Genomic DNA, 13138 nt, shown 5'->3' with positions numbered 1-13138 from the left:
TCGAAGCGGGCCCTCTGCGAAGCAGAAGATTTGTTACTGCGCTTTCCAGTTCTTCGCTTTCGCGTTTCCCTTTCCGGCGAGTCCGACTCTATCAGATCCTTTCGGGCCTGATTCCCAGTCAGCGGGGTTTGCCTTCCCGGCCGTTGGGCCGTTCCGACGAGTGAGACTTTAGCGGAATCCTGGGCCCCGACGCTAATCGGGGTCGCGCTCCTTCGAACGCGGATTCCTCATTTCGCAAATGCGCACAGAAAGCTGGGCAACAGATGTCGCTTGCTCGATGTGGTTCCTGCGGAATGGTTGCCCGGGGACCGACCGGAGTCGGCGCTCACATCGGACAACTCGGAGCACGTTACGGATGCGGGCGACCCGTGTCAACCTCCGGCTGACCCGGAGTGTGGTGGAAGGCCAGGCGGTAGTCCCGGGGGCTGGTGGCCAGGTGGGTCGCGAAGTGCTGGCGCATGGTGATCTCGCTGCCGAAGCCCGTACTGCGTGCCACCTCGGGAAGCGGGAGGTCGGTCCGCTCCAGAAGCTTCTGGGCTGCGGCGATGCGTTGGGTGATCAGCCAGCGCAGCGGCGTGGTGCCCGTGGTCGCCTGGAAGTGGCGGGCGAAGGAGCGGGGGGACATGCCCGCGCGGGCGGCAAGGTCGGCCACCGTGTGGAGTTCGGCCAGATGGGTCAGGGCGAAGGCCCGTACTGCGGCAAGAGTGTCGGCGTCCCGGTCCGTGTGCGGGGTGGGGTGCTCGATGAACTGGGCCTGGGTGCCGGTGCGGAACGGGGCCGTGACCATCGAACGGGCGATCGCCGCTGCGGCTTCGGCGCCATGGGCCGTACGGACGAGATGGAGGCAGAGGTCGATGCCGGCCGCGGTGCCGGCTGACGTCCAGACGTTGTCGTCCTGGAGGAAGAGGGCGTCCGGGACGACCGTCACCTGAGGGTGGCGGGTGCAGAGGAGGTCGGTGAGGTTCCAGTGGGTGACGGCTTGGCGGCCGTCGAGGAGTCCTGCCTGGGCGAGGGTGAAGGCGCCGCCGCAGAGCGCGGCTATGGGGGTACCTCGGGTGTGGGCGTGGCGGAGGGCGTCGAGGACCGGTGCGGGAGCGGGTGTCAGGTGGTCGTCGAGGCCGGGGACGACGATCAGGTCGGCGCCGGCCAGCCAGGCGAGGGTGCGGTCCGGGGCGAGGGAGAGGCCGCCGCGCAGCGGGATGGGGGCCGGGTCGGCGGCGGTGCGGCGCAGGTCGAAGGGCGGGACGCCGCGATCGGTGCGGTCCACGCCCCAGACCTCGGTGATGACCGAGACATCGAACGCGCGGATGCCGGGAAACGCGACCAGTGCGACGCGCGTGGGGGTAGAGGAGGGGCGGGGCGGCATGGTGGCAGTAAAGCATCGATCGATGGCTTTTTGACCTCTGGGTGATACCGGTCCGGGGCGGCAGCATCGTTCGTATGGAGATCGCAGAGAACGCAGCGCTGGTCGTGGTGGACGTGCAGGAAGGCTTTGAGGAGGAGGCTCACTGGGGTCCGCGGAACAATCCCGAGGCGGATCGGAACATCGCGGAGCTCATCGATGCCTGGCAGACGAGTGGGCGGCCCGTCGTGTTCGTACGGCATGACTCGACGAAGCCGGATTCGCCGCTGCGGCCCGGGTACTCGGGGAACGCGTTCAAGGGATACGTGGAGGACCGGCGGGGGAAGGGCAGCGGGCCCGAGCTGTTCCTGACGAAGACCGTGAATTCCGCCTTCCTCGGCACGCCCGATCTCGGGGCGTGGCTCAGTGAGGGCGGGGTGCGGCAGATCGTGGTGGCCGGGATCCAGACCAATATGTGCGCGGAGACGACGGCGCGGATGGGCGGGAATCTCGGGTACGAGGTGTTCTTCGCGTTCGATGCCACGTACACGTTCGACGGGGTCGGGCCGTGGGGGTGGGCGCTGAGCGCGGACGAGCTGGCGCGGGCCACCGCTGTGTCGCTGCACAGCGGCGGGTTCGCGAAGGTCGTGACCAGTGCGGAGCTGGTGGCTGCCGCCGGGAAGTGAGGGTCAGCCGTTGCCCGAGGCCAGCTCGCGGCTGCGGTCGCGGGCTGCTTCGAGGGCAGCGATCAGGGCGGCGCGTACGCCGTGGTTCTCCAGCTCCCGGATGGCACTGATGGTGGTGCCGGCCGGGCTGGTGACGGCTTCGCGGAGCTTGACCGGGTGTTCGCCGCTGTCCCGGAGCATCACCGCCGCGCCGATGGCGGCCTGCACGATCAAATCGTGGGCCTGGGCGCGGGGCAGGCCGAGCAGGATGCCCGCGTCGGTCATCGCCTCGACGAGGAAGTAGAAGTACGCGGGTCCCGATCCGGACAGCGCAGTCGCGGCGTCCTGCTGGGACTCGGGGACACGGAGGGTTTTGCCCACACCGCCGAAGATCGCCTCGGCGGTGGCGAGATGTTCGGCGGTGGCGTGGCTGCCCGCCGAGATGACGGACATGCCCTCGTCGACGAGGACGGGGGTGTTCGGCATGACCCGTACGACCGGAGTCTTCGCGGCGAGGCGGTCCTCGATGAAGGCGGTCGTGATACCGGCGGCGGCGCTGATGACCAGCCGGTCGGCCGTGAGATGGGAGGTGAGTTCGTCGAGGAGACGGCCCATGTCCTGGGGCTTGACCGCGAGGATGAGGACGTCGGCGCGCTTGGCGGCTTCGGCGTTGGTGACGGACTCGACGCCGTAACGGGTACGGAGTTCCTCGGCACGCTCGGAGCGGCGGGCGGTGACCAGCAGGTCGGCCGGGCGCCAGCCCGCCCGGATCATGCCGCTGAGCAGGGCCTCGCCGATCTTGCCGGTGCCGAGGACTGCGACTGTCTGGGTCATGCGGTTCACCCTCCGGACGGTGCGGTGGTACGCGGTTCTGGTGGTGCGTCGTCGCCGCCATCCTCGCACCGGCACGTCAGGTGGTGCGGCGGCGGAGGGTGGCTGCGCCGAGGGCGAGGACGAGGAGGGCGCAGCCCGAGACGATCAGGACGTCGCGGACGAAGTTGCCGGTGACCTCGGTGTGGTGGAGGACTTCGTTCATGCCGTCGACCGCGTACGACATGGGCAGGACGTTCGAGATCGCTTCGAGGGCGGGTGCCATCCGGTCGCGCGCGATGAACAGTCCGCAGAGCAGGAGCTGCGGGAAGATCACGGCCGGCATGAACTGGACGGCCTGGAATTCGGACGCGGCGAAGGCGGAGACGAAGAGGCCGAGGGCCGTGCCGAGCAGGGCGTCGAGCAGGGCGACGAGGAGCAGCAGCCAGGGGGAGCCGACCACGTCGAGCCCGAGCCCCCAGACCGAGAGCGCGGTGGCCAGGAGGGACTGGAGGATCGCGACGGCGCCGAAGGCGAGGGCGTAGCCGGCGATCAGGTCGCCCTTGCCGAGCGGCATGGCGAGGAGGCGTTCCAGGGTGCCTGACGTGCGTTCGCGGAGGGTGGCGATCGAGGTCACCAGGAACATCGTGATCAGCGGGAAGATGCCGAGGAGCGAGGCGCCGATGGCATCGAAGGTCTGCGGGCTGCCGTCGAAGACGTACCGGAGCAGCGTGATCATCACGACCGGGATGAGAAGCAGCAGCGCGACGGTGCGGGGGTCGTGGGTCAGCTGGCGCAGGACGCGGGCGGCGGTGGCGAGCGTGCGGGCGGGGCTGAGGGCCTGGGGTTTGGGCCGGGCACGGCCGCCGGTGGGGGCCTGCGGGGTGGCGGGGGCCTGCTGCGGCATGTTGGCCGTGCTCATCGGGCGTTCTCCTGAGAAGTGGCGGCCTCGTCGACGAGGCGGAGGAAGGCTTCTTCGACGGTGGCGGTCCGGGCGTGGGTGCGCAGTGCCTCGGGGGTGCCGTCGGCGAGGATCTCGCCCTCGCGCATGAGGAGCAGGCGGTGGCAGCGCTCGGCCTCGTCCATGACGTGGGAGGAGACGAGGAGCGTGGTGCCGTGGTCGGCGGCGAGGGTGTGGAAGAGGCTCCACAGGTCGCGGCGGAGTACCGGGTCGAGGCCGACGGTCGGTTCGTCGAGGACGAGGAGCTCGGGGGTGCCGAGCAGGGCGGCGGCGAGGGAGACACGGGTCAGCTGGCCGCCGGAGAGGGTGCCGGCGAGAGCGTCCGCATGGCTGGTCAGGTCGACATCGGTGAGGGCGCGGGCGACGGCGGCGCGGCGGACGTCCCGGTGTCTGCGGCCCGGCTGAAGGATCACCGCGAAGTAGTCGAGGTTCTGCCGGACGCTGAGGTCGGTGTAGACCGACGGCGCCTGGGTGACGTACCCGATGCGCGGGCGGAGGGTGGGGTGGCCCGCGGGGTTGCCGAGGACGTCGAGGGTGCCGGTGACCTTGGCCTGGGTGCCGACGACGGCTCGCATCAGGGTGGATTTGCCGCAACCCGAGGGGCCGAGGAGGCCGGTGATCCTGCCGGGTTCGACGGTGAAGTCGAGGCCGCGCAGGACGGTGCGGTTGCCTCGTACGACCGTGAGGCCGCAGGCCTCGATGGCGGCACCCGAATAATTCATCATGCGATGAATTTTGATCCTCGCCACGCCCACCCGTCAAGGGATCGGGGCGGTGCGCAGCCTTCGGGGCGCGGAGGCGGCCTCGGTGCGGAGCGTGGAGCGAGGCGCAGGCGGTCGCGGGTGCCGGCCGAGCTGGGGCTGATCACCGGGATCGTCGGCGGTCTGGTGACAGGTGTACTGCCGGGCAGCAGTCTGCAGGTCAGCGGCGCTGCTGCCGGGCTGACCGTGCTCGTGTACGAGGCCGGAGCCCTCGGGGTGCTGGTGTTCGCCGCCGGTCTGGTGCAGGTGGGACTGGGAGCGCTGCGGCTCGGGCAATGGTTCCGGGCGGTGTCGGTCGCCGTGGTGCACAGGATACCGGCCGGAATCGGGCTGGTGCTGATACCCGGGCAGATCTTCGTGCTCGCCGGCCTGGCGGCCCCCGGGTCCATGGGGCAGAAGCTGGGCGGGCTGCCCGGACTGGTCAGGGGTACGGGGGTGACGGGCGCCGTCGTCGTCGTGGGGGTCGGGACGCTCGCCGTCCTCGTGCTGTGGCGGCGGGCGGCCCGGGTGGTGCCCGCACCGCTCGCGGCGGGGGGACTCGCGGCGGGGGCGACCGCGGCATGGGCCGCGGCGCGGGAGGCGCGGGAAAGGCGGGGGGTTGTGGACGTGGGTGAGGCCGGGTCGGCGTGAGGGTCAGCGCCTTGCCACGCCGAGGTAGACCACGTATCTCTCCTCGACCGTGTCGTCCGGAAAGAGCTCCGCCAGGCTGTCGCGCTCCTCGGCGAGGAACCGGCGCGTGGGTTCCTCGCCGAGGACGAGGAAGGCGGAGTGGCTGCCGAGGTTGGCGAGGTGGGTGTCGACAGAGACCTGGCGGGTCCAGGGCACCAGGCGGTGTACGAAGCCGAGTTCGGCCGGCAGGTCGCGGGAGCGGACGGGCGAACCGTGGGCGCTGTCGTCCGCGCCGAGGAAGCGGCGGAGTCGGGCGTCCTGCCCGGCGATCCAGGGGACGGCGTGATCGGAGACGTTCCACCAGAGCGCGAGCGCGCCGCCCGGGCGCAGGACGCGAAGGGCCTCGGAGGTGGATCGGGTCTGATCGGTCCAGTGCCAGGACTGGGCGTACGTGATCAGGTCGGCCGAGGCGGTGGCGAAGGGAAGGCGGTTGCCGTCGCCGCGCACGATCGGTACGTGCGGGAGCGTGCGGTGCAGTTCCGCCGCCATCCCGGGGCCCGGTTCGACGGCAGTGACGTGGGCCCGCGCTCGGACAGGAGCCGGGTGGAGATGCCGGTGCCCGCGCCGACGTCGAGGGTGCGGGCGCCGCGCAGGGGGTGGCCGGTGAGCTCTTCGACCGCGGCGAAGAGGGCGGGCGGGTAGCCGGGGCGGGCCGCGGCGTACTGGGCGGCGGCGCGGTCGAAGGAGAGAGCGCGGGAGCGAGCGGCGGTGAAGGTGGTGGGGTCTCTGTGGGGCATGGAGGTCATCCTGGCCCGGGTGGGGTTAGACCGACCGGCAATTGGGGGGTGGGTGAAGGAGCGGGGCTGGGGTGCGTGCATCGCAAGGCGGAGGACTGAGCCATGGCGGAGCCATGGTGATGGACGACAACGCCGCGAGGTGCGTGCCCCAGCCCCGTGACGCCGCCCCCCAATTGCCGGTCGGTCTTACTTGCGGCGGGGTTTCCTGTCCTTGGGCGTCTTGCGGCCTGCCGGGTTTCCGGTCCGGGCCGAGCGGCGCTTCGCGTACTGGGTGACGGCCGCCTCGTACTCCGTGCGCCGCAGCTTCTCGCCCGGCGCCTCCAGGAACGAGCGGAAGAAGTACGCGAGCAGCGAGCCGATGAAACCGATCGTCTTCAGGCTGCGCAGATTGTCCTCGCCGGCCGGCTCGGCGGGGCGGCGGGTGAACCCTTCCCAGGTCTTGCGAAAGGCGATGGCGCTGCAGACGCCGAACATCAGGACGACCAGGATGCCGACGAAGCTGCCGACGTCGGCGATCTCCAGGCCCTGGTAGGCGAAGCGGAGCACGAAGCAGGAGGCGACGGCCGCGGCGAGGGAGCCGAGGGCGACGCCGACGCGGCGGAGCCCGTACCGGCCGTCGTGCTCGACCCAGGTCGTGCCGAAGAAGCGGATGGGCTCGGGCTGCGGGCCGGGGGCGGTGCCGGTGCTCGCGGTGCTGGGCTCGGTGCCGTCGGAGGCTTCGCTTTTCTCGCTCACGAGGTCGATTATCCCCGGGTCGGCGGCGGTACCGGCGGCGCTGCCCCTACGGGGGACGGAGCAGCGCCGTCCGGCATCAGCCGCAGTGCTCCCACGGGCTCGTGTACGTGTACGTACCGACGCCCGCCTCGATCATTCCGCCCCACTTCACGCAGCGGCTGCCCGCGGCGAGGCGTACCGGACCGGCGTACGAGGAGTACGTGCCCTGGTCCTTCGCCTGCCCCTTGCCGTCGCCGTCCACATCGAGCCAGGCGCCGGTCGGCAGCGCATAACCGCTGGTGGAGGAGGAGTGGAGGGTGACCACGCAGTTGGACTTGGTGCTCGCGTTGTAGAGCAGGTAGACGCGGGCGAGTTCGGTGGTGGAGTTGCGGAAGGCGTGCGAGTCGATCTGGGTGTAGCCGGATCCGCAGATACCGGCGGGGGTGGCGGCGGTCGCGGTGGTGGCTTCTGCGGACGCCGCGTGGGCCGGGACGGCGCCGAGGGCCGCCAGTGCGGCGATCGCCGAGACGATGACCGCCGAGCGGTGGATGCGGACGTCGGTACGGACAGGGATGTGCATGCTCCCCCAATCGTGAGAACGCATGATGAGCGTGATTCTGGACATCTGCCCGGATACGTGGAGTCACTACCCGTCCGTCTCGTCGGGCACACGCAGTGGCCCCCGGCGTATGGAGAACGCCGGGGGCCACTGCGTGTGCGGGATCCGGTGTCGTATCAGCCGAGCTTCGAGACGTCGCGCACCGCGCCGCGGTCCGCGCTCGTCGCCATCGCCGCGTACGCCCGCAGCGCCGCCGAGACCTTGCGCTCGCGGTTCTTCGGCGCGTACACGCCGTTCAGCGCCTCACCGCGGGTGGTCAGCTCGGCCTCGGGGACGAGGAGCTCGATCGAGCGGTTCGGGATGTCGATCCGGATCCGGTCGCCGTCCTCGACCAGTGCGATCGTGCCGCCCGATGCCGCCTCCGGCGATGCGTGGCCGATCGACAGGCCCGACGTTCCGCCGGAGAAGCGGCCGTCGGTGACGAGCGCACAGCTCTTGCCGAGGCCGCGGCCCTTCAGGAAGGAGGTGGGGTAGAGCATCTCCTGCATGCCGGGGCCGCCGCGCGGACCCTCGTAGCGGATGACGACGACGTCGCCCTCCTTGATCTCCTTGCGGAGGATCTTGTCGACGGCCTCGTCCTGCGACTCGCAGACGACCGCCGGGCCCTCGAAGGTCCAGATCGACTCGTCGACGCCCGCCGTCTTCACGACGCAGCCGTCCTCGGCGAGATTTCCCTTCAGGACCGCGAGGCCGCCGTCCTTGGAGTACGCGTGCTCCATGTCGCGGATGCAGCCGCCCGCCGCGTCCAGGTCGAGGGTGTCCCAGCGCTCGGACTGCGAGAAGGCCGTCGCGGAACGCACGCATCCGGGGGCCGCGTGCCACAGCTCGACGGCCTCGGGGGACGGGGTGCCACCGCGGACGTCCCAGTTCTTCAGCCACTCGCCGAGGGTGGCGGAGTGCACCGAGTGCACGTCCTCGTTGAGCAGGCCACCGCGGTGCAGCTCACCGAGGATGGCGGGGATGCCGCCGGCCCGGTGGACGTCCTCCATGTAGTACGTGCCACCGGGGGCCACGTTGGGGGCGACCTTCGACAGGCAGGGGACGCGGCGCGAGACCTCGTTGATGTCGTCGAGGTCGTAGTCCAGCTCGGCCTCCTGCGCGGCGGCGAGCAGGTGCAGGATCGTGTTGGTGGAGCCGCCCATGGCGATGTCCAGCGCCATCGCGTTGTCGAACGCGGCGCGGGTGCCGATGGAGCGCGGCAGGACCGTCGCGTCGTCCTGCTCGTAGTAGCGCTTGGTGATCTCGACGACCGTGCGGCCGGCCTCCTCGTACAGCGCCTTGCGGGCGGTGTGCGTGGCGAGGACGGAGCCGTTGCCGGGGAGGGAGAGGCCGAGGACCTCGGTCAGACAGTTCATCGAGTTGGCGGTGAACATGCCGGAACAGCTGCCGCAGGTGGGGCAGGCGTTCTCCTCGATACGGAGGATGTCCTCGTCCGAGACGTTCTCGTTGACGGCGTCGCTGATCGCGTTGATCAGGTCGAGCTTGCGGACCGTGCCGTCGACGAGGGTGGCCTCGCCGGCCTCCATCGGGCCGCCGGAGACGAAGACCGTCGGGATGTTGAGGCGCATCGCGGCCATCAGCATGCCGGGGGTGATCTTGTCGCAGTTGGAGATGCAGATCAGCGCGTCCGCGCAGTGCGCCTCGACCATGTACTCGACGGAGTCGGCGATCAGGTCGCGGGACGGGAGGCTGTAGAGCATCCCGGCGTGGCCCATCGCGATGCCGTCGTCGACGGCGATCGTGTTGAACTCACGGGGGACGGCGCCTGCGGCCTTGACGGCGTCGGAGACGATCCTGCCCACGGGGGCAAGGTGGGTGTGGCCGGGGACGAACTCGGTGAACGAGTTGGCGACCGCGATGATCGGCTTGCCGATGTCCTCGCCGGCTACGCCCGAGGCCCGCATAAGGGCGCGGGCGCCCGCCATGTTGCGGCCGTGGGTGACAGTGCGGGACCTCAGCTGGGGCATCGTCTCTCGCTCCTTCGACAGAAAAGACTGTCTTCGAGCCTACGCTTCGACTCCACGATCTGGACACCGTGTCCGGAATGCGGGACGGGGTGCTCAGTGAGTGGGCGGGGTGCGGCTCGGCGGGTGGGGGTCGCTGCGCGGGGTCCGTTCCCCCTGCCCGCCCTCTTCCTGGAACCGGGGCTCCACCCGGGACCCCGGCCCTCGAACGCCGGACAGACCGAAAGGTCACCCGGGGCGGTCAGGCCTCCGTCAAGTAACGCTGGAGCGTCGGTGCGACCATGGCGATGATCTTCTCGGGGTCCGCCGAAGCCAGCGGCTCCGCCTGGATCACGTACCGCAGCATCGCGATCCCGAGCATGTGCGACGCGGCCAGTTCCGCACGGAACGTCGCGTCCGGTACGTCCAGTGCCTCCGCGATCCGCTCCAGCAGCCGTCGCAGAACGAAGCCGCGCAGTACCTTCGCCGCCCCTTCGTGCGTCAGGGCGGAGCGCATGATCGCCAGCAGGGGAGCCCTGGACGCCGGATTCTCCCACACGCCGATGAAGTAGCGGGCGAGCCGCTCCCCCAGGCCGTCCGTGCCCATGCCCAAGACGGACGGGATCACCAGGGCGGGTTCGAAGGAGACCTCGATCGCCGCCGCGAAGACCTCGTCCTTCGTGCCGAAGTAGTGGTGGACGAGTGCGGCGTCGACGCCTGCCGCCTTGGCGATGCCCCGGATCGATGTCTTGTCGTAGCCGCGTTCGGCGAATTCGGTACGGGCCGCTTCCAGGATGCGTTCGCGGGCGCCGGGGCCGGTGTCTGCCGTCGTACGGGCGGGGCGGCCTCGGCGCTTCGGGCGCTCGGGGGGTGTGTGTGCCGTGCCCTCGCCGCCGGTGTTCCCGCCCGCCCTGCCGGGGGTCATGAGCGCGGAACCTGCGCCGACGAGGACGCCAGGTGGAGCCGGGTGAAGGCGAGCGCTTCCGCCAGGTCGGCTTCACGTTCGGCTGCGGACATGGCGCGGCGGGTGTTGACCTCGACGACGACATGGCCGTCGAAGCCCGTACGCGCCAGGCGCTCCAGCAGTTCCGCGCAGGGCTGGTCACCGCGGCCGGGCACCAGGTGCTCGTCCTTGTTGGAGCCCTTGCCGTCGGCGAGGTGGACGTGGGCGAGCCGGTCGCCCATCCGGTCGACCATGGCCATGCCGTCGGTGCGGGCGGTCGCGGTGTGCGAGAGGTCCACGGTGAAGTGGCGGTAGTCGTTGTTGGTGACGTCCCAGTCGGGGGCGTACGCGAGCATCTCGCGGTCCCGGTACCGCCACGGGTACATGTTCTCGACGGCGAAGCGCACATCCGTCTCGTCCGCCATCCGCCAGATGCCGGTGACGAAGTCGCGCGCGTACTGGCGCTGCCAGCGGAACGGCGGATGGACGACGACGGTCGTCGCTCCGAGCTTCTCCGCGGCCGCGCGGGCCCGCTGGAGCTTCACCCATGGATCGGTGGACCAGACCCGCTGGGTGATCAGCAGACAGGGCGCGTGAACGGCGAGGATCGGTACCTGGTGGTAGTCCGAGAGGCGTCGCAACGCCTCGATGTCCTGGCTGACGGGATCGGTCCAGACCATGATCTCGACACCGTCGTAGCCCAGACGCGCGGCAATCTCGAAGGCCGTCGCCGTCGACTCCGGATAGACGGAAGCCGTCGACAGGGCGACCTTCGCATCCGGGATGCGCACCACTGGTTCTGCCACGCAGACAGCGTACGGGGCAAGTGTGCGCGCCACCGAGGCGCCGAGGCGGAAAGTGAGAAGGGCCATGACTCCGCTCCCGGCGTTCCGCGCTCCCCCGTCACCCCGGTCCTCCGGCGGACCGCGCGGTCAGTTCAGGGCGGCCGCCGCCGTCGGGAGGTGGTCCAGGCGGCGCAGGATCACTCCCTCCCGCAGCGCCCACGGGCAGATCTCCAACTCCTCCACACCGAAGAGATCCATCGCCCCCTCGGCGACCATCGCCCCGGCGAGCAGCTGCGCGGCCCGCCCCTCGGAGACACCGGACAGCCGGCCGCGCTGGTCGGCTGTCATGGCCGCCAGCTTGGGCACCCATTCCTCCAGGGCCTTCCGGGTGAGGGTGCGCTGCACGTAGAGACCCTCGGCGGAGCGCGCGGCGCCTGCGATCCTGGCGAGCTGCTTGAACGTCTTGGAGGTCGCCACGACGTGGTCGGGGCGGCCGAAGCGGCTGAACTCGCCGACCGTACGGGCGATGCTGGCCCGCACGTGGCGGCGCAGCACCTTCACCTCCGCCGGGTCCGGCGGGTCGTGCAGCAGCCAGCCGGCGGTGAGGCGCCCGGCCCCGAGCGGCAGCGACACGGCGGCGTCGGGCTCCTCGTCGATGCCGTACGCGATCTCCAGCGAGCCGCCGCCGATGTCGAGGACCAGCAGCTTCCCCGCCGACCAGCCGAACCAGCGGCGGACCGCGAGGAAGGTGAGCCGGGCCTCCTCCTCGCCGCTGAGGACGGCGAGATCGACGCCCGTCTCCTCCCGTACCCGGGTCAGCACCTGGTCGGCGTTGCTCGCTTCCCGCACCGCGGACGTGGCGAACGGCAGCACGTCCTCGCAGCCCTTGTCCTCGGCGGCCTGCAGCGCACCGGCGATCGTCGACACGAGCCGGTCCACGCCCTGGGGGCCGATCGCTCCGTCCGCATCGAGGAGTTCGGCCAGGCGCAGCTCCGCCTTGTGCGAGTGCGCGGGCAGCGGGCGGGCGCCGGGATGCGCGTCCACCACCAGCAGATGAACCGTGTTCGACCCCACGTCGAGGACTCCGAGTCTCATACGCGGAACGCTACTGCTCCCGCGGACTTACTCTTGGCCCGTGCCAAAGACGAAAAAGGCGAAGCCGGGCAAAATCACGAAGAAGCAGAGAACGAAGCAGGAGATGCAGCAGCCGGAAAAGAACGGGCCTGACCGGTCCGAAGACGAGAAGGGGATCGACTTCGCACGCGCCTGGGTCGAGTTCCCCGATCCCGCGGACGACGAGCAGATCTTCCGCTGCGACCTGACCTGGCTGACCTCCAGGTGGACCTGCATCTTCGGCAGTGGCTGCCAGGGCATCCAGGCGGGCCGTGCGGACGACGGATGCTGCACGCTGGGTGCGCACTTCTCCGACGAGGACGACGAGAAGCGGGTGGCGGACCACGTCTCCCGGCTGACCCCGGAGCTGTGGCAGTTCCACGACGTCGGTACGGAGACGGGCTGGGTCGAGGTCGACGACGACGGCGAACGCCAGACGCGCCGCTGGAAGGGGTCCTGCATCTTCCAGAACCGGCCCGGATTCGCGGCCGGAGCCGGGTGCTCACTGCACATCCTGGCGCTGCGCGAGGGCAAGGAGCCCCTGGAAACCAAGCCGGACGTGTGCTGGCAGCTGCCGATCCGGCGTACGTACGACTGGATCGACCGCCCCGACGACACGCGCGTGCTCCAGGTCTCGATCGGCGAGTACGACCGCCGGGGCTGGGGTCCGGGCGGTCACGATCTGCACTGGTGGTGCACGTCGGCGACCTCGGCGCACGGGGCCGGGGAGCCGGTTTACGTCTCCTACCGGCCCGAGCTCACCGAGCTGATGGGCAAGGAGGCGTACGAGCGGCTGGTCGAGCTGTGCGAGGAGCGGTTGTCCTCGCTGCTGCCGATGGCGCCGCATCCCGCGGATCCGGTAGGACCCGCGGAGGCCCAGGGGCCCAGTGACCCGCTGGACTGAGGACCGACGGGCCGAGGTCGGCATTCAGCCCGTCGGCGCCGGGTCGGACGGACTTGTCCCGGGGTCGGACGGACTCGTCCCGGGGTCGGACGGACTCGTCCCGGGGTCGGACGGACTCGTCCCGGGGTCGGACGGACTCGTCCCGGGGTCGGACGGACTCGTCCCGGGGTCT

The 13138-nt window shown here is 70.6% G+C and carries 12 protein-coding genes and 3 pseudogenes; 4 read left to right on the top strand and 11 right to left on the bottom strand.

Annotated features, from left to right (window positions below):
- Positions 1 to 349: 349 nt before the first annotated feature.
- Positions 350 to 1366: a GlxA family transcriptional regulator gene (locus ACWD6R_RS35205; RefSeq protein WP_451822452.1), complete on the bottom strand. Its 1017-nt coding sequence runs from the start codon at positions 1364 to 1366 to the stop codon at positions 350 to 352.
- A gap of 74 nt (positions 1367 to 1440) precedes the next feature.
- Between ACWD6R_RS35205 and ACWD6R_RS35200 the strand changes: the two genes are divergently transcribed.
- The gene (locus ACWD6R_RS35200; protein WP_451822451.1) at positions 1441 to 2028 is read left to right on the top strand and encodes a cysteine hydrolase family protein; all 588 of its coding nucleotides are present in this window, start codon (positions 1441 to 1443) and stop codon (positions 2026 to 2028) included.
- Between the two features lie 3 nt (positions 2029 to 2031).
- On the opposite strand, the gene proC is transcribed toward ACWD6R_RS35200, so the two are convergent.
- The 3 genes from proC to ACWD6R_RS35185 all read right to left on the bottom strand — a co-directional run bounded on the left by proC (position 2032) and on the right by ACWD6R_RS35185 (position 4503).
- Positions 2032 to 2841, bottom strand: coding sequence for a pyrroline-5-carboxylate reductase (gene proC / locus ACWD6R_RS35195; protein ID WP_393308804.1), 810 nt, complete (start codon positions 2839 to 2841; stop codon positions 2032 to 2034).
- A gap of 76 nt (positions 2842 to 2917) precedes the next feature.
- Positions 2918 to 3739, bottom strand: coding sequence for an ABC transporter permease (locus ACWD6R_RS35190; protein ID WP_451822450.1), 822 nt, complete (start codon positions 3737 to 3739; stop codon positions 2918 to 2920).
- The gene (locus ACWD6R_RS35185) at positions 3736 to 4503 is read right to left on the bottom strand and encodes an ABC transporter ATP-binding protein (RefSeq protein WP_451822449.1); all 768 of its coding nucleotides are present in this window, start codon (positions 4501 to 4503) and stop codon (positions 3736 to 3738) included. The genes ACWD6R_RS35190 and ACWD6R_RS35185 overlap by 4 nt, the downstream gene beginning before the upstream one ends.
- Positions 4504 to 4620: 117 nt before the next feature.
- On the opposite strand from ACWD6R_RS35185, the pseudogene ACWD6R_RS35180 reads away from it, so the two are divergent.
- Positions 4621 to 5145 (top strand): annotated as a pseudogene (locus tag ACWD6R_RS35180) (SulP family inorganic anion transporter); the annotation flags it as partial.
- Between the two features lie 27 nt (positions 5146 to 5172).
- On the opposite strand, the pseudogene ACWD6R_RS35175 reads toward ACWD6R_RS35180, so the two are convergent.
- From ACWD6R_RS35175 to ACWD6R_RS35145, 7 genes and pseudogenes are all read right to left on the bottom strand, one after another.
- Positions 5173 to 5954, bottom strand: a pseudogene (locus ACWD6R_RS35175) (class I SAM-dependent methyltransferase).
- A gap of 177 nt (positions 5955 to 6131) precedes the next feature.
- Entirely contained in the window at positions 6132 to 6680 is a 549-nt protein-coding gene (locus ACWD6R_RS35170) for a hypothetical protein (protein WP_451822448.1), read from the bottom strand.
- Positions 6681 to 6756: 76 nt separating this feature from the next.
- The gene (locus tag ACWD6R_RS35165; protein WP_451822447.1) at positions 6757 to 7239 is read right to left on the bottom strand and encodes an acetyltransferase; all 483 of its coding nucleotides are present in this window, start codon (positions 7237 to 7239) and stop codon (positions 6757 to 6759) included.
- 155 nt (positions 7240 to 7394) lie between these two features.
- Positions 7395 to 9245, bottom strand: a complete 1851-nt coding sequence (ilvD, locus tag ACWD6R_RS35160; protein WP_451822446.1) for a dihydroxy-acid dehydratase — start codon at positions 9243 to 9245, stop codon at positions 7395 to 7397.
- A gap of 238 nt (positions 9246 to 9483) precedes the next feature.
- The gene (locus tag ACWD6R_RS35155; protein ID WP_451822445.1) at positions 9484 to 10146 is read right to left on the bottom strand and encodes a TetR/AcrR family transcriptional regulator; all 663 of its coding nucleotides are present in this window, start codon (positions 10144 to 10146) and stop codon (positions 9484 to 9486) included.
- On the bottom strand, positions 10143 to 10970 hold the full coding sequence (locus tag ACWD6R_RS35150; protein ID WP_451822444.1) for a sugar phosphate isomerase/epimerase family protein: 828 nt from the start codon (positions 10968 to 10970) through the stop codon (positions 10143 to 10145). The genes ACWD6R_RS35155 and ACWD6R_RS35150 overlap by 4 nt, the downstream gene beginning before the upstream one ends.
- 126 nt (positions 10971 to 11096) lie before the next feature.
- Positions 11097 to 12044: a Ppx/GppA phosphatase family protein gene (locus ACWD6R_RS35145; protein ID WP_451822443.1), complete on the bottom strand. Its 948-nt coding sequence runs from the start codon at positions 12042 to 12044 to the stop codon at positions 11097 to 11099.
- A gap of 40 nt (positions 12045 to 12084) precedes the next feature.
- On the opposite strand from ACWD6R_RS35145, the gene ACWD6R_RS35140 reads away from it, so the two are divergent.
- The gene (locus ACWD6R_RS35140) at positions 12085 to 12966 is read left to right on the top strand and encodes a hypothetical protein (RefSeq protein WP_451822442.1); all 882 of its coding nucleotides are present in this window, start codon (positions 12085 to 12087) and stop codon (positions 12964 to 12966) included.
- Positions 12950 to 13138, top strand: a pseudogene (locus tag ACWD6R_RS35135) (hypothetical protein); the annotation flags it as partial. The gene ACWD6R_RS35140 and the pseudogene ACWD6R_RS35135, both read left to right, overlap by 17 nt.

The organism is Streptomyces sp. NPDC005151, from assembly GCF_053599875.1.
The sequence above is the reverse complement of the archived record's forward strand: the minus strand, read 5'-3'. Positions and strand labels throughout refer to the sequence as shown.